Origin of the sequence: Microbacterium aurantiacum (assembly GCF_002872075.1) — a bacterium.
Taxonomy (GTDB): domain Bacteria; phylum Actinomycetota; class Actinomycetes; order Actinomycetales; family Microbacteriaceae; genus Microbacterium; species Microbacterium aurantiacum_A.
The window spans coordinates 142,384-157,115 of record NZ_PGGU01000004.1; the positions used below are offsets into that span (position 1 = coordinate 142,384).

Sequence of the window (14,732 nt, forward strand, 5' to 3'; positions counted from 1 at the left end):
ATGCGGACAATCCTCATCGCGGAAGACGATCCGCACATCGTGTCGTTCGTGCGGCGCGGTCTGCGCGCCGCCGGATACGACACCGCGGAGGCGGCCGATGGCGAGACGGCGCTCATCCTCGCGCGCAGCGGAACCTTCGATCTGGTGCTGCTGGACATCGGCCTGGGCGGAATGGACGGTTTCGATGTCCTCGCGCATCTCCGAGGAGAGGGCGTCACCACCCCCGTGATCGTGCTGACCGCCCGCGACTCGGTGATCGACACCGTGCGCGGCCTCGAGAGCGGCGCCAACGACTACGTCACCAAACCGTTCCAGTTCGCGGAGCTTCTCGCCCGGGTGCGGCTGCGCATCGGAGATGGCGAGGGACGAGCATCCGGTCCCGTGCTCGCACACGGCGACGTGCACGTCGACGTCCGAGCGCGGCGAGTGACGGTCGGCGGTGAGATGCGCGAGCTCACCTCACGCGAGTTCGCGCTGCTGGAGGTGTTCATCGAGAACGCCGGGCAGGTGCTCTCGCGGGACCAGCTGATCGGTCACGTCTGGGGGATGGATTTCGACCCCGCCTCGAACGTCGTGGACGTGTACGTGCGGGCGCTGCGGAGCAAGATCGGCGCAGACCGCATCGAGACCGTGCGCGGGGCGGGATACCGACTGCGATGAGCACTCTGATCGACTCCCGAACCGGCCTCGCTCCGACGACTCCGAGGGCTCCGGAGGAGCCGGCCGAGCGTCCGGCACGCGTGCGTTTCGCGACCCTGCCTCCAGCCGGGAAGCCCCTGCTCAGCCGGGCGACACCGGAGTGGCCGCAGCGCCGGCGCGGCGGCTCGGCACGGCCGTCCGGCGCGATCGGCCGGCCCACCCGGATGCGTCGCATCGTCGCGTTCGCCGCGCTCGCCGCTGTGCTGGCGGCCGGTGCAGCGATGACGATGTCGGCGATCGCGGCGCCCGTGCCCGCCACCGATGCCGGGGGCGGCCTGACGGTCCCGGTCGCCATCACCGTGACGGTGTTCCTCCTCGCCGTCTGGGCGTGGACCGCGACGCGACTGGACGACACGCTCGTCGCCCTCCTCGCGGCGATCGCCCTCATCGCCGCCGGCGTGCTCCCCGTCGACACGTTCTTCGCCTCGCTCGGAGATCCCACGATCTGGCTGCTCATCGGCGCATTCGTGATCGCTGCGGGCGTCACCTCATCGGGCCTCGCGATGCGCGGCGCCGCCCACCTGCTGCGCGGGGCGCGAAGCCCGCGGGCACTGTTCCACCTGACGACCGTCGCCCTCACCCTCACGGCGTTCGCGGTGCCGGCGACATCCGGGCGCGCGGCGCTCGCCATCCCCGTCTTCACGGCGGTGGCGGCCGCACTCGCGGGCCGGGACAAGCTGGTGAAGGCGCTCGCGCTGCTCTTCCCGACGGTCATCCTGCTTTCGGCTGCGGCGTCTCTCCTCGGAGCCGGCGCGCACATCATCACGAACCAGCTTCTCGTCGCCGCCGGTGGTGAAGGGTTCACCTTCCTCAGCTGGCTGTGGTTCGGCCTGCCCGTCGCCGTCATCTCCTCGCATCTCGCCTGCGAGATCATCCTGTGGCGCTTCACCGACCGCCGCGAGCGCGCCGGCCGACTGCGGATCGGCCTCGCCGATTTCGAGCGCACCGCGCCGACATCGGTGACCGGGCCGCTGAGCACCGATGAATGGCGGGCGGCGGCGCTGCTGGCAGGCGTGATCGTGCTCTGGAGCACAGAGCCGCTGCACCAGCTCTCTCCGGCGCTCGTCGCCCTGCTGGGCGCGGTCGCCGCTGTCTCACCGGTGATCGGATGCACGCGCCTTCCCGCCGCCGTGGCGAAGGTGCCGTGGGGGCTGCTGCTCTTCCTCGCCGCGACGCTCGCGCTGGCATCCGCACTCACCGAGACGGGTGCGGCGGCCTGGCTGAGCGGGTCGGCCCTCGCCCCGCTCGCGGGGCTGGGCGACGGCGGAGGAGTCGCCTTCATTCTCGTGGTGATCGGTCTCTCGATCGCCGCGCACCTGCTCATCCCGTCGCGGTCGGCGCGATCGGCCGCCGTCATCCCGGTGGTGATCGCGCTGGCACCCGGTCTCGGCGTCGAGCCCATGGCCGCCGCATTCGCCTCGACGGTGGCCGCGGGCTTCTGCCACACCCTGCCGAGCTCGGCGAAACCGGTGGCGATGTTCGCCGACCCCGCGGTCGTGCCCGGCGGGTTCGCGCCGAACGATCTCCGGCGTCTCTCCGTCCTGCTGGCGCCGGCGATGTTCACCCTGGTCGCCGTGTTCGCGTTCTGGATCTGGCCGGCGATGGGAATGCCCCTCATGCGCTGAGCATCCGCACCTCGCCCGGGTCCGCACCGCGTACCCGTTGATCGTCGTGCCCGCCGAAGGGCACTCCGCCCCTGCTCACGCCGTATCGAAGGAGAACACATGTCCATTCACATCCCGCAGCGCATCCTCGTCGCCCCGAGCGGATTCAAGGAGAGCCTGAGCGCAGAAGCCGTCGCGCACGCCATCGCGTCCGGCATCCGCCGGGTCATCCCGGGCGTGCAGGTCGACGAGTTCCCCGTTCCGGACGGCGGCGAGGGCACCGCGCTGGCGCTCGCCGCGGCAACCGGCGGCGACGTCGTGCCGGTGCGGGTGACCGGCCCCGCCGGAGACGCGGTCGACGCGCACTGGGCTCGGCTCGGGGGCGCGGCGACCGGAACCGCGGTCGTCGAGATGGCTGCGGCCGCCGGACTGCGCCTCGTGCCCCGCGACCGTCGCGACCCCGGCGAGACCACGACCTACGGAGTCGGCGAGCTGATCGCCGCCGCCCTCGACGACGGTGCGGAGCGCATCGTGATCGGATGCGGCGACTCGGGCACGAGCGACGGCGGTGCGGGTGCGCTCCAGGCGCTCGGAGCGCGGATCCTCGACCGCGACGGGATACCGCTCGCGCGCGGCGGACGCCACCTGGCCGAGGCGGTCGAACTCGATCTCGCAGGACTGCACCCGCGGCTCGGCGACGTCGAGATCGTGCTCGCCTGCAACATCCACAATGTGCTGTGCGGGCGCCGCGGCGTCGCCCGGGTGTTCGGGCCGCAGAAGGGCGCGACGCCTGAACAGGTCGAGGTGCTGTCGACGGCGCTCGATGCCTGGGCCGGGCTTCTCGAGGCGCAATCTCCTTTCGGGGGTGCGATGGACGTGCGCACCGGCGCCGGAACCGGCGCCTCCGGTGGGCTCGGCGCCGGGCTCGCCGCGGTGCTGGGTGCCCGGCTCGCACCGCGCTTCGAGGTGCTGCTCGACAGCTGGCTCCTGCCGACGTCTCTCGATGACCTCATCGCGAAGGCGGATCTGGTCATCACCGCCGAGGGCGCCATCGACTTCCAGACACCGCGCGGCAAGGTCCCCGCGGAGGTCGCGATGCGGGCGCGCATCGAGGGCGTTCCGGTCCTGGGGATCGCCGGCTCTCTGGGCGTGGGGGCGCCGGCCGTGCACGACATCGGCATCGGTGCGATCGCCTCGATCCTGACTGTGCCGATGGAACTCGAGCAGGCCGTCGAGCAGGGGGAGGAGCTGCTGCGCGATGCCGCAGAACGCTGCATGCGGCTCGTTCTGCTCGGGTCGGCGTTGTCGGCGAGGGCGGCGTGACAGGCAGGTCGGCATAGGATCGAGGGGTGCCCGTGAACTCAGAACTGGTCGGCCGGGAGTTCCCGCCGACGCCCCCGTACCTCGTCGGACGTGAGAAGGTGCGCGAGTTCGCGCGCGCCGTCTTCGCCGATGCCCCGCAGCACACCGACGTCGAGGTGGCACGCGCCGCCGGCTTCGCCGATGTCGTCGCCCCGCCGACCTTCGCGATGGTGATCCAGGATCACACGCTGCAGCAGCTTCTGGCCGAACCCGACTCGGGGATCGTTCTCGCGCGCACCATCCATGCCGAACAGCGCTTCACCTACTCGCGTCCGATCGTCGCGGGTGACGCGCTGAGCGCGCAGCTGAAGGTCACCGGCATCCGCATGATGGCGGGCAACGCGCTGATCACCAGCGACGCGGAGATCACGGATGCCGAGGGCGCCCACGTCGTGACGGCCACCAGCGTGCTGCTGGTCGGCTCCGACCCCGAAGGAGAGGCGGAATGATGGCCTACGCGGTCGGAGACACCGTCGCCGAGCGGACCGTGCACCTCACCCGGGAGTCGCTGGTCCGCTACGCCGGAGCATCCGGCGACTTCAACCCGATCCACTACCGCGATGACGTCGCGGCATCCGTCGGGCTTCCCGGGGTGCTCGCGCACGGCATGCTGACCATGGGCATCGGCTCCTCGGTCGTGCTCGCCGCTCTCGAGCCGGGTGCCCGCATCCTGGACTACGGGGTGCGCTTCACCAAGCCGGTCGTCGTGGATCCCGTGGACGGCGCCGACGTGCACGTGCTCGCCACCGTCGGTGCGGTCGACGAGACGTCGGCGCGCATCGATCTGAAGGTCACCTTCAACGACGCCACCGTGCTGGTCAAGGCGCAGCTGCGCGTCGCGGTCTGACATATGGACCTCTCGAACCCCGTGGAGATCGCCCCGATCCGGCTGTCCGAGCTCACGACGCTGCGCACCGGCGCCGCCCCGGAGCGGATGCTGCAGGTCACGACCACCGCAGAACTCGTCGACGCGCTGCGCGACACCTGGGCGCGCGGCGACGAGTGGTTCGTGCTCGGCGGCGGTTCGAATCTCTTCGTCGGCGACGAGCCGTTCGAGGGCACCGTCATCCGTGTGCTGACGCGCGGCATCGACGAACTCCCGTCACCGCACCAGGGACGCGTGCGACTGCGCGCGCAGGCCGGCCACAGCTGGGATGCGCTCGTCGCCCATGCGGTCGATCGGGGCTACGCCGGACTGGAGGCGATGTCCGGGATCCCGGGCACCGTCGGCGCCGCCCCGGTGCAGAACATCGGGGCGTACGGGCAGGAGATCCAGGAGACGCTCGTCGAGGTCGAGCTCATCGACGAGTCCTCCGGCGAGATCTCGGTCGTGCCCGCAGCCGACCTCGGGCTCGGATTCCGCACCTCGGTGTTCAAGCACCACTACGGCGGCGAGCCGCTGCGCCGAGCGGTCATCCTCTCGGTGACGGTCGATCTGCACATCGCGAACGAGCGCGTGGTGCGGGGCGAGCAGCTGCGGCGAGCCCTCGGACTTCAGGACGAGGCCCCCGTGCCCCTCGCCTGGGTGCGCGAACGCATCCTCGCCACCCGCGCGTCGAAGGGGATGCTGCTCGACGAGCACGACCCCGACACGCACGGGGTCGGCTCGTTCTTCCAGAACGCGGTCGTGCCGGAGGCCGTCGCTCGTGCGCTGCCGCCGGAGTGCCCCCAGTGGCCGGTGGCCCCCGACCTCGACGCTGTCACCGTCATTCCGCTCGCGTCGTACGACGGTCTCCTCCCGACGCCGCGCCACGAGGCGTCCGACGTGAAGGTGAGCGCCGCGTGGCTCATCGAGCAGGCTGGCATCGGCAAGGGATTCAAGCTCCCGCGCTCGCGTGCCTCCGTGTCGACGAAGCATGCTCTCGCGCTGACCAACCGAGGCGGCGCGACCGCGGGTGAGGTCGCGGAGCTCGCCCGGTTCATCCAGAGCCGCGTGCACGCCGAGTTCGGTCTCGTGCTCCAGCCGGAGCCGGTGCTGATCGGCGTGGAGCTGTAGGCCGATCCCGCCGACCGACGGTACGCTCTGCGCATGGCCGGACTCGTCCCTTATCTCTTCTTCCCCGGAACCGCTGCCGAAGCGCTGACGTTCTATCACGGCGTGTTCGGCGGCGAACTCGACCTGCACACTTACGCGGAGTTCGCTCGGACCGACGGGCCCGGCGATGCCATCGCGCACGGCGAGATCCGCGGCCCGGTCGAGCTCTTCGCCGCGGACGCCGGGCCCGACCAGGACGCTGTGCACGTCGTCGGGGCCGTCTTCTCGCTGCTGGGAACGGCGGATCCGGAGACCCTGACACGCTGGTTCGCCGCGCTCGCCGACCGCGGCACGGCGCTCGACCCGATGCAGAAACGTCAGTGGGGTGCGCACGACGGACAGGTCACCGACCGCTTCGGCATCCGCTGGCTCGTCGGATACGAGGATTGAGCGGGGCGGTTCGTCGCCGAGTGCACGGGATCTCGCCGAGTGCACGGCTTATCGCGGTGCGGAAGCCATGCACTCGGCAACAAGCCGTGCACTCGAGGCCCGGCAGGGCGGGCGGATGCTACGAGAACAGGCGCTGCAGTCGCTGCACGCCCTCGAGCAGTGCGTCGTCGCCGAGGGCGTACGACATGCGGATGTAGCCACTCGGCCCGAACGCCTCGCCCGGAACGACGGCGACCTCGGCCTGCTCGAGGATGAGGTCGGCGAGCTCGAGCGACGTCGTCGGCGTCACGCCGCCCCAGGTGCGGCCGAGCAGACCCTGCACGTCGGGGTAGACGTAGAACGCGCCGAGCGGGTTCGGCACCCGCATCCCGTCGATCTTGGAGAGCTCGGCGACGATCAGCCGGCGGCGGCGGTCGAACGCCTCGCGGAACTGCTCGGCCTCGGTCTGCGGGCCGTTGAGCGCGGCGATCGCGGCCTTCTGGGCGACGTTGTTCACGTTGCTGGACAGGTGCGACTGCAGGTTGCCGGCGATCTTGATCGCGTCGGCCGGACCGACCATCCAGCCCACGCGCCAGCCGGTCATCGCGTAGGTCTTCGCGACACCGTTGACGAGGATCGTCTGGCCTGCGGCATCCGGCACCGCCTCGACGATCGAGGTCGCCTTGATGCCCTCGTAGGTGAGGTTCTGATAGATCTCGTCGGAGATGATCCAGATGCCGTGCTCGACGGCCCACTCGCCGATCGACTTCGTCTCCTCGGCGGTGTACACGGATCCGGTCGGGTTCGACGGCGACACGAAGACGAGCACCGTGGTGCGCTCGGTACGCGCGGCCTCGAGCTGCTCGACGGTCACCTTGTAGTCCTGGTCGGCGCCGGCGAACACCTCGACCGGGACGCCGTCGGCGAGACGGATCGCCTCGGGGTACGTGGTCCAGTACGGCGCGGGCAGCAGCACCTCGTCGCCCGGGTTCACCACGGCCTGGAACGCCTGGTAGACGGACTGCTTGCCGCCGTTGGTGACGATGACCTGGCTGGGGGAGACTTCGATCCCCGAGTCGCGCAGAGTCTTCGCGGCGATCGCCTCGCGCAGCGCTGGCAGCCCCGGAGCAGGGGTGTAACGGTAGCTCGCAGGGTCGGCGAGCGCCGTCGCTGCGGCATCCACGATGAACTGCGGCGTCGCGAAGTCCGGCTCGCCCGCCGCGTAGGAGATGATCGGCTTGCCCTCGGCCTTGAGGGCCTTGGCCTTGGCATCCACCTTGAGGGTGGCGGACTCGGCGATGGCGGACAGCTTGCGAGAGAGAGGTGCGCGTTCGGTCACGCCTTCGAGCGTACTCGGATCGTCGCCTGGCAGGAGGTCGCCGACGACATCAAGTTCGCCTGTTCTTTACGCGTTCGGCAAGTCCGTGCAGGGATGCTCCCGCGAACCAAGGTGACGCGCTGAGACAGAGTGTGCGGCATGAGACAGCGCCGGGCTGGGGCCGCCTCATGCTGGAAACTCTGTCTCGTGCCGAGATGCTGAGTCGCGTGATCTTGAGTTGTGCGCCGGATGCCGCGTCAGAGGCCGTGGGCCTGGGCGACGGCCGCGAGCGTGATGCGCCCGTCCTGGGTGTTGAGGCCCTTGGCCAGGGCGAGGTCGTCTGCCGCAGCGCGCTCCCAGCCCTTGCCGGCGATCGCCGAGACGTACGGGAGGGTGGCGTTGGTCAGTGCGCGGGTCGCCGTCTCCGGCACGGCGCCCGGCATGTTCGCGACGCAGTAGTAGATCGAATCGTGCACGGCGAAGGTGGGGTCGTCGTGCGTGGTCGGGCGTGAGCCCTCGAAGCATCCGCCCTGGTCGATCGCGATGTCCACCAGAACCGAGCCGGACTTCATCGTGGCGACCATCTCGTCGGTGACGAGTTTCGGGGCCGCGGCCCCCGGGATCAGGACGGAACCGATGACGAGGTCGGCCGTCGCGAGCTCCTCGGCGATGTCGTAGCGGCTGGAAGCGCGCGTCTCGATCGCACCGCCGTATCGGTGCTCCAGCTCACGCAGCCGCGGCAGCGAGATGTCGATCACGGTGACCTTCGAACCGAGGCCGAGCGCGTTGGCTGCGGCGTGCTCGCCGGCGACACCGCCGCCGATCACGACGGTCTTCGCCCGCGGAGTGCCGGCGATGCCGCCGAGGAGGACACCGCGCCCGCCGGCTGAGCGCATCAGCGAGTAGGAGCCCATCGTGACCGAGAGGCGGCCGGCGATCTCGCTCATCGGCACGAGCAGCGGCAGGGTGCGATCGGGCAGCTGCACCGTCTCATAGGCGACGGCGGTGGTGCCCGCGTCGACGAGAGCCGTCGTCAGCGCCCGGTCGGCGGCGAGGTGCAGATAGGTGAAGAGCGTCAGGTCGGGGCGGAGGAAGCCGTACTCCTGTGCGATCGGCTCCTTGACCTTGATCAGCAGATCGGCTTCGCCCCACACCTCGTCGGCGGACGCGATGATCTCGGCGCCGGCTGCGCGATAGGCGTCGTCGTCGATGCGCGACCCGAGCCCGGCGCCCGACTGCACGAGGACGCGATGCCCCTCGTGGACGAGGCGATCGGCGCCGGCCGGAGTGAGGGCGACGCGGCTCTCGTTGTTCTTGACCTCGGTGGGCACGGCGATCTTCATCGATCCTCCAGATAGTGGTGGCGGTGAGGCAATGATCGCAGAATCATCGGCACGAGAAAAGATTCGCTGAAGACTATTCGAAGCAGGCGCAGATCCTGAATAATCATTCGGATGGAGATGCCATCGGAAGCCCCTCGGCCGAATACTCTGCGAGCGCCGGCCCTCGACCCGGTCGACGCGCAGATCGTCGGCCTGCTCGCGGCCGACGGCCGAATGACGAACGCCGAGCTCGCCGCCACGCTCGGCGTCGCTCCGTCGACCGCTCATGCGCGGCTGCGATCGCTCCTCGACAGAGGCGTGATCACCGGATTCCACGCCAGTGTCGACGAGCGGATGCTGGGCGCCGGCCTTCAGGCGGTCATCGGCGTCACGCTGCGCCCGAGCGGACGGCGCGAGAGCATCGTCGAGTTCGCCGACCGGGTGCGCGGACTGCCGCAGGTCATCCAGGTGTTCTTCCTCGGCGGAGACGACGACTTCCTGCTGCACATCGCGGTCACCGACTCGTCGCAGATGCGCGAGTTCGTCCTCGAGCACCTCTCCGCGCAGAGCAGCGTGGCCTCGACGCGTACCAGCATCGTCTTCGACTACCACCGCAATTCTGTCGCCGCGTCGTTCGAGTGAACGTGATGCCGGGAGCGGCCGGACGTCACCCCAGGTCGTAGAGGTGCATGAGGTCGGCACCGACGATGCCGCCGGACACCAGCACGATCGCCCCGAAGATCGCCAGCGGCAGCGGCTTCGGCACTCGGATCAGCAACAGCATCCCCGCGATGAGGAGCAGTCCGAAGAACCACCACCCGAAGATGAACAGGTACGCCGGGATCATGAAGAGGAGGAACGCCTCCGCCGGCACGGATCCAGGGATCAGCCGTGATTCCGAGACGAGCAGCACGAGCGCCGAGAAGATGACCACGGCCGAGACGATGAAGATCGTCCGGGCGATGGCGCGGCGTCGCGGTCCGGTACCAGCGATGGTTTCAGAGGTGAGCATGCCTGGGAACGTACTCGGATCCGCCCGGTGACGTTCGGGTTGTCCACAGGCCGCGGGTGCAGGACGAGGCCCCCGGATGCTGCGGGTCTCGCAGCAACCGGGGGCCAGGGGTTCTTCGGGCGCGGCCTCGCCGGGGTGTCCGGCTCGCCGCAGAGCCGGCGTCAGCCGAACTGGTTCATCGTGTTGTGCTGACCGCCGGCCTTGAGGGCGGCATCGCCAGCGAAGTACTCCTTGTGGTTGTCGCCGAGGTCGGACCCTGCCATGTTCTGGTGCTTGACCGTGGCGATCCCGCCGCGGATCTCGCGGCGCTGGACGCCCTTGACGTAGGCGAGCATCCCCTCGTCGCCGAAGTACCCCTTGGCGAGATCGTCGGTCGACAGCGCAGCCGTGTGATAGGTCGGGAGCGTGATGAGATGGTGGAAGATCCCCGCGCGGGCTGCGCTGTCGCGCTGGAACGTGCGGATCTTCTCGTCGGCCAGCCGTGCGAGCTCGGTGTCGTCGTACTCGATGCTCATGAGGGCGTTGCGGTCGTATGCCGAGACATCCGTCCCGTCTTCCGCGAGCAGGTCGTACGCCTGCTGACGGAAGTTCAGCGTCCAGTTGAACGACGGGCTGTTGTTGTAGACGAGCTTCGCGTTCGGGACTTCACGGCGGATCGCATCGACCATGCCCGCGATCTGCTCCACATGCGGCTTCTCCGTCTCGATCCACAGCAGGTCAGCGCCGTTGCGCAGCGACGTGATGCAGTCGAGCACGACGCGCTCCTCACCGGTACCGGGGCGGAACTGGTACAGGTTGCTGGCCAGGCGCTTCGGGCGCAGCAGCGCGCCGTCACGCTTGATCACCACGTCGCCGTTGCCGAGGTCATCCTCCGAGACCACTTCGACGTCGAGGAAGGAGTTGTACCGGTCGCCGAGGTCGCCCGGCTCGTGCGTGACGGCGAGCTTCTGCGTGAGGCCGGCGCCGAGCGAATCGGTGCGGGCGACGATGATGCCGTTGTCGATGCCGAGCTCGAGAAACGCGTGCCGGACTGCGTTGATCTTCGCGATGAAGTCCTCATGCGGCACGGTGACCTTGCCGTCCTGATGGCCGCACTGCTTCTCATCCGAGACCTGATTCTCGATCTGGATGGCGCACGCGCCCGCCTCGATCATCTTCTTGGCGAGGAGGTAAGTCGCCTCCGGGTTGCCGAAGCCCGCGTCGATGTCGGCGATGATCGGGACGACATGCGTCTCGTAGTTGTCGATCTGGGACTGGATGAACTCGACAGCGGTCTCGTCGCCGCCGGCACGGGCGGCGTCGAGCTGGGAGAAGAGCAGGTCGAGCTCACGGGCGTCGGCCTGGCGGAGGAAGGTGTAGAGCTCCTCGATCAGGGCGGGCACCGCGGTCTTCTCGTGCATCGACTGGTCCGGCAGCGGGCCGAACTCGGAACGGAGTGCGGCGACCATCCACCCGGAGAGATAGAGGTACCGCTTGCTGGTGGACTTCAGGTGCTTCTTGATAGAGATGAGCTTCTGCTGCCCGATGAAACCGTGCCAGACCCCGAGCGACTGGGTGTACGCCGACGAGTCGGCGTCGTACTCCTCCATGTCGCGGCGCATGATGTCGGCCGTGTACTGCGCGATCTCCAGTCCGGTGCGGAACCGGTTCTGCGCGCGCATCCTGGCGACGGATTCGGGGTTGATGGCGCGCCAGCTGGAGCCCTGCGCATCCTTCAGCGTCTGGAGCGTGTCGATGTCGTTCTGGTACGGGGTCATGTCATGCCCTTCGTGGGTGGTGGACGGTCAGTCGGTCTCGGTGAGGTAGCGGTTGTACGCACCGAGCGTGAGAAAGGAGGGGAACTCCTCCTTCAGCGCGACTTCGCGGAAGATCTCGGCCGCGTCGTCGAACCGGTCTCCTGCCGAGCGGGTGGCCTGGGCGAGCACCTGCGTGATCAGGCCCTCGACGTACTCGGGAGTGATCGCCGTGCCGTCCTCGGTGGAGCGATCCTGGTGGATCCACTGCCACACCTGCGAGCGGCTGATCTCCGCCGTCGCCGCATCCTCCATCAGGTTGTCGATCGCCACGGCGCCGAGGCCGCGCAGCCATGCCTCGAGGTAGCGGATCGCCACCGACACGTTGTCGCGCACTCCCTGAGCGGTGATGGGCCGGCCGATGTGCAGGTCCAGCAGATCGGATGCCGTCACGTGCACGTCGTCGCGCTGACGGTCGACCTGGTTCGGGCGGTCGCCGAGCACCGCATCGAACTCCGCCTGCGCGGTGGCGATCAGGTCGGGGTGCGCCACCCAGGTGCCGTCGAAGCCGTCTCCCGCCTCGCGCCTCTTGTCGGCGGACACCTTCTCGACGGCACGGGCCGTGACCTCGGCATCCCGGCGATTCGGGATGAATGCGCTCATGCCGCCGATGGCGAAGGCCCCGCGCTTGTGGCAGGTCTTCACCAGCAGCTCGGTGTACGCCCGCATGAACGGCACCGTCATCGTGACCTCGCTGCGGTCCGGCAGCACGAAGCGCGCACCGCGGCCGCGATAGTTCTTGATGATCGAGAAGATGTAGTCCCAGCGCCCGGCGTTGAGGCCTGCGCAGTGGTCGCGCAGCTCGTACAGGATCTCGTCCATCTCGAATGCGGCGGGCAGGGTCTCGATGAGGACGGTCGCGCGGATCGTGCCGTGCGGGATGCCGATGTACTCCTCGCTGAAGCGGAACACGTCGTCCCACAGCTTCGCCTCTTCGCTGGACTCGATCTTGGCGATGTAGAAGTACGGCCCGCGGCCGGCGTCGATGAGCGCCTGGGCGTTGTGGAAGAAGTAGAGCCCGAAGTCGACCAGCGAGCCCGATGCGGCCATCCGGCGACCCGCGCGGTCGGTGAACTCCATGTGCTTCTCGGTGAGGTGCCAGCCGCGCGGCCGCATCACGATCGTCGGCGTGCGCTCGGCGGTGACGCGATACTCCTTGCCCTCCGGGCTTGTGAAGCTGAGTTCGCCGCGGATCGCATCGCGCAGCGACAGCTGCCCCTCGATGACGTTCTTCCAGGTGGGGCTGGTGGCGTCCTCCTGATCGGCCAGCCAGACCCGCGCCCCGGAGTTCAGCGCGTTGATGGTCATCTTCGGGTCGGTGGGGCCGGTGATCTCGACGCGACGGTCCTCGAGTCCTGGGCCGGCTCCGGCGACGCGCCAGTCGGCGTCCTCGCGGATGTGCGCGGTGTCGTCGCGGAAGCGCGGGTCGTGGCCGTTGCCGATCTCGAACCGCCGGCGCATCCGGTCGGCGAGACGGTCGTGCCGTCGGTTGGTGAAGCGGTGGTGCAGCTCGGTGAGAAAGGCGACCGCCTCGGGCGTGAGGATCTCGTCATAGCGATCGCGGGTGGGGCCCGTGAGCTCGATCGCGGGTCCCTGCTGCGCCGTCTGGATCGGCGCGGTGAACGCGGCAGCGGTGGGAGTGGTCATGATGAGTCCTTTCGGTCGTTCTCGGCGGTGGAACTGCCGGGTGGCTTGGTTCCACTGTGGGTGAAGTTTCTGCATCCGCCTGGCCAAATCGCATGTGAAGTTTGGCTGAAATTCTTCTTCTGTGACAGAATCGGCGCCATGGTCACCGTTGACACCGCAGAAGAGACCGACGCCCTCACGATCGGCCGCCGCATCCGCCAGCTGCGCACGGCGCGCGGGATGACCCTTGACGACCTCGCTTCGGCCGTCGACCGGGTGCCCAGCCAGCTCTCGATGATCGAGACCGGCAAACGCGAGCCGAAGCTCACCGCCCTGCAGGCGATCGCCCGTGCCCTCGGAGTCACGATCGACGCGCTGCTCGAGGGCGAGCCCCTCGACGAGCGCAGCGCCGCGGAGATCGCGCTGGAGCGGGCGATGAAGGGGCAGACGTTCCAAGCCCTCGGCATCGAGCCGTTCCGGATCGGCAAGGGAATGCCGACCGACGCGCTGAAGGCGCTGCTCGCGCTGCACGGCGAGATCGACCGACTGCGCGATGAGCGGGCGGCGACCCCGGAGGAGGCGCGGAGGGCGAACGTCGAGCTGCGCCATCTCATGCGCCGTCAGGACAACCACTTCGCCGACCTCGAGACGAAGGCCTCCGAGATCCTCACCGCGGTCGGGCACCCGGGAGGGCCGCTCACGCAGCGCACCGCATCCGAGATCGCGGCGTACCTCGGATTCACCCTGCACTATGCGCCCGACCTGCCGCAGACCACCCGCAGCGTCGCCGATCTCGCGAACGGGCGCCTTTACCTTTCCAGCCAGGTGCCGGCGAAGGGGGACGCGCGCACGGCGGTGCTGCAGGCGCTCTCCTCCCGGATGCTGGGGCACTCCGAGCCCCGCAGCTATGCCGAGTTCCTCCGCCAGCGGGTCGAGACGAACTACCTGACCGGCGCGCTGCTCATCCCGGAGGCCCACGTCGTGCCCGCCCTGAAGGATGCGAAGGCCCGCCGGGCGATCTCGATCGAAGACCTCCGCGACACCTACTCGGTGTCGTACGAGACCGCGGCGCACCGCTTCACGAACCTGGCGACGCGCCACCTCGACATCCCCGTGCACTTCCTGAAGGTGCACGAGTCGGGAACGATCACGAAGGCCTACGAGAACGACGACGTCAACTTCCCCACCGACCGGCTCGGTGCCATCGAGGGGCAGATGTGCTGCCGCCGGTGGACGAGCCGGGTCGTCTTCGACGAGGATGACCGCTTCAACCCGTACTACCAGTACACCGACACCGGCAACGGCACCTACTGGTGCACCGCTCGGGTCGAATCGTCCAGCGAAGGCCTGCACTCGGTCAGCGTCGGCGTGCGCTTCGACGACACGAAGTGGTTCGTGGGGCGTGACACCGCGAACCGCGGTACGTCGAAGCACTCCGTCGAGGTCTGCTGCCGGCGGGCGCCGGCCGACCTCGAGCAGCGCTGGCGCGACAACTCCTGGCCGAACGTGCGCACGCCGCGCACCCTGCTCGCGACGCTGCCGACCGGAGCCTTCCCCGGGGTCGATACGACCGACGTGTACGAGTTCCTCGA

General features: G+C 69.2%; 14 protein-coding genes. 9 read left to right on the forward strand and 5 right to left on the reverse strand.

Annotation, left to right across the window (positions count from 1 at the left end):
• The 7 genes from CUR96_RS02340 to CUR96_RS02370 all read left to right on the forward strand — a co-directional run bounded on the left by CUR96_RS02340 (position 1) and on the right by CUR96_RS02370 (position 6,090).
• Positions 1-660 (forward strand): response regulator transcription factor, encoded by a 660-nt coding sequence (locus tag CUR96_RS02340; RefSeq protein ID WP_102191686.1) that lies wholly within the window; start codon positions 1-3, stop codon positions 658-660.
• Positions 657-2,324 (forward strand): SLC13 family permease, encoded by a 1,668-nt coding sequence (locus CUR96_RS02345; protein ID WP_102191687.1) that lies wholly within the window; start codon positions 657-659, stop codon positions 2,322-2,324. Before CUR96_RS02340 ends, CUR96_RS02345 begins: the two co-directional genes overlap by 4 nt.
• 99 nt (positions 2,325-2,423) lie before the next feature.
• Positions 2,424-3,626, forward strand: a complete 1,203-nt coding sequence (locus CUR96_RS02350) for a glycerate kinase family protein (RefSeq protein ID WP_102191688.1) — start codon at positions 2,424-2,426, stop codon at positions 3,624-3,626.
• A 26-nt stretch (positions 3,627-3,652) separates the two neighbouring features.
• Positions 3,653-4,114 carry an FAS1-like dehydratase domain-containing protein gene (locus CUR96_RS02355; protein ID WP_102191689.1) on the forward strand — a complete coding sequence of 154 codons (462 nt, stop codon included), beginning with the start codon at positions 3,653-3,655 and terminating at the stop codon, positions 4,112-4,114.
• A complete protein-coding gene (locus CUR96_RS02360) occupies positions 4,114-4,512 on the forward strand; it encodes a MaoC/PaaZ C-terminal domain-containing protein (protein WP_102191792.1) in 399 nt (132 codons plus the stop codon). The genes CUR96_RS02355 and CUR96_RS02360 overlap by 1 nt, the downstream gene beginning before the upstream one ends.
• A gap of 3 nt (positions 4,513-4,515) precedes the next feature.
• Complete coding sequence (locus CUR96_RS02365; RefSeq protein ID WP_102191690.1) at positions 4,516-5,661, forward strand: UDP-N-acetylmuramate dehydrogenase; 1,146 nt, start codon at positions 4,516-4,518, stop codon at positions 5,659-5,661.
• A 33-nt stretch (positions 5,662-5,694) separates the two neighbouring features.
• Positions 5,695-6,090 (forward strand): VOC family protein, encoded by a 396-nt coding sequence (locus CUR96_RS02370; RefSeq protein WP_102191691.1) that lies wholly within the window; start codon positions 5,695-5,697, stop codon positions 6,088-6,090.
• Between the two features lie 118 nt (positions 6,091-6,208).
• Here CUR96_RS02370 and CUR96_RS02375 read toward each other — a convergent pair whose 3' ends face one another.
• Both CUR96_RS02375 and ald read right to left on the reverse strand, forming a co-directional pair.
• The gene (locus CUR96_RS02375) at positions 6,209-7,408 is read right to left on the reverse strand and encodes a pyridoxal phosphate-dependent aminotransferase (protein WP_102191692.1); all 1,200 of its coding nucleotides are present in this window, start codon (positions 7,406-7,408) and stop codon (positions 6,209-6,211) included.
• 236 nt (positions 7,409-7,644) lie between these two features.
• Entirely contained in the window at positions 7,645-8,730 is a 1,086-nt protein-coding gene (gene ald / locus CUR96_RS02380; protein ID WP_102191693.1) for an alanine dehydrogenase, read from the reverse strand.
• Between the two features lie 117 nt (positions 8,731-8,847).
• On the opposite strand from ald, the gene CUR96_RS02385 reads away from it, so the two are divergent.
• Complete coding sequence (locus CUR96_RS02385; RefSeq protein WP_102191793.1) at positions 8,848-9,351, forward strand: Lrp/AsnC family transcriptional regulator; 504 nt, start codon at positions 8,848-8,850, stop codon at positions 9,349-9,351.
• A 25-nt stretch (positions 9,352-9,376) separates the two neighbouring features.
• Here CUR96_RS02385 and CUR96_RS02390 read toward each other — a convergent pair whose 3' ends face one another.
• From CUR96_RS02390 to aceB, 3 genes are all read right to left on the reverse strand, one after another.
• The gene (locus tag CUR96_RS02390; RefSeq protein ID WP_102191694.1) at positions 9,377-9,721 is read right to left on the reverse strand and encodes a hypothetical protein; all 345 of its coding nucleotides are present in this window, start codon (positions 9,719-9,721) and stop codon (positions 9,377-9,379) included.
• A gap of 161 nt (positions 9,722-9,882) precedes the next feature.
• Positions 9,883-11,478: an isocitrate lyase gene (locus tag CUR96_RS02395; protein ID WP_102191695.1), complete on the reverse strand. Its 1,596-nt coding sequence runs from the start codon at positions 11,476-11,478 to the stop codon at positions 9,883-9,885.
• Between the two features lie 27 nt (positions 11,479-11,505).
• Positions 11,506-13,161 (reverse strand): malate synthase A, encoded by a 1,656-nt coding sequence (aceB, locus tag CUR96_RS02400; protein WP_102191696.1) that lies wholly within the window; start codon positions 13,159-13,161, stop codon positions 11,506-11,508.
• 138 nt (positions 13,162-13,299) lie between these two features.
• Between aceB and CUR96_RS02405 the strand changes: the two genes are divergently transcribed.
• A partial coding sequence (locus CUR96_RS02405; RefSeq protein WP_102191697.1) for a helix-turn-helix domain-containing protein occupies positions 13,300-14,732 on the forward strand: 1,433 nt, incomplete at its 3' end.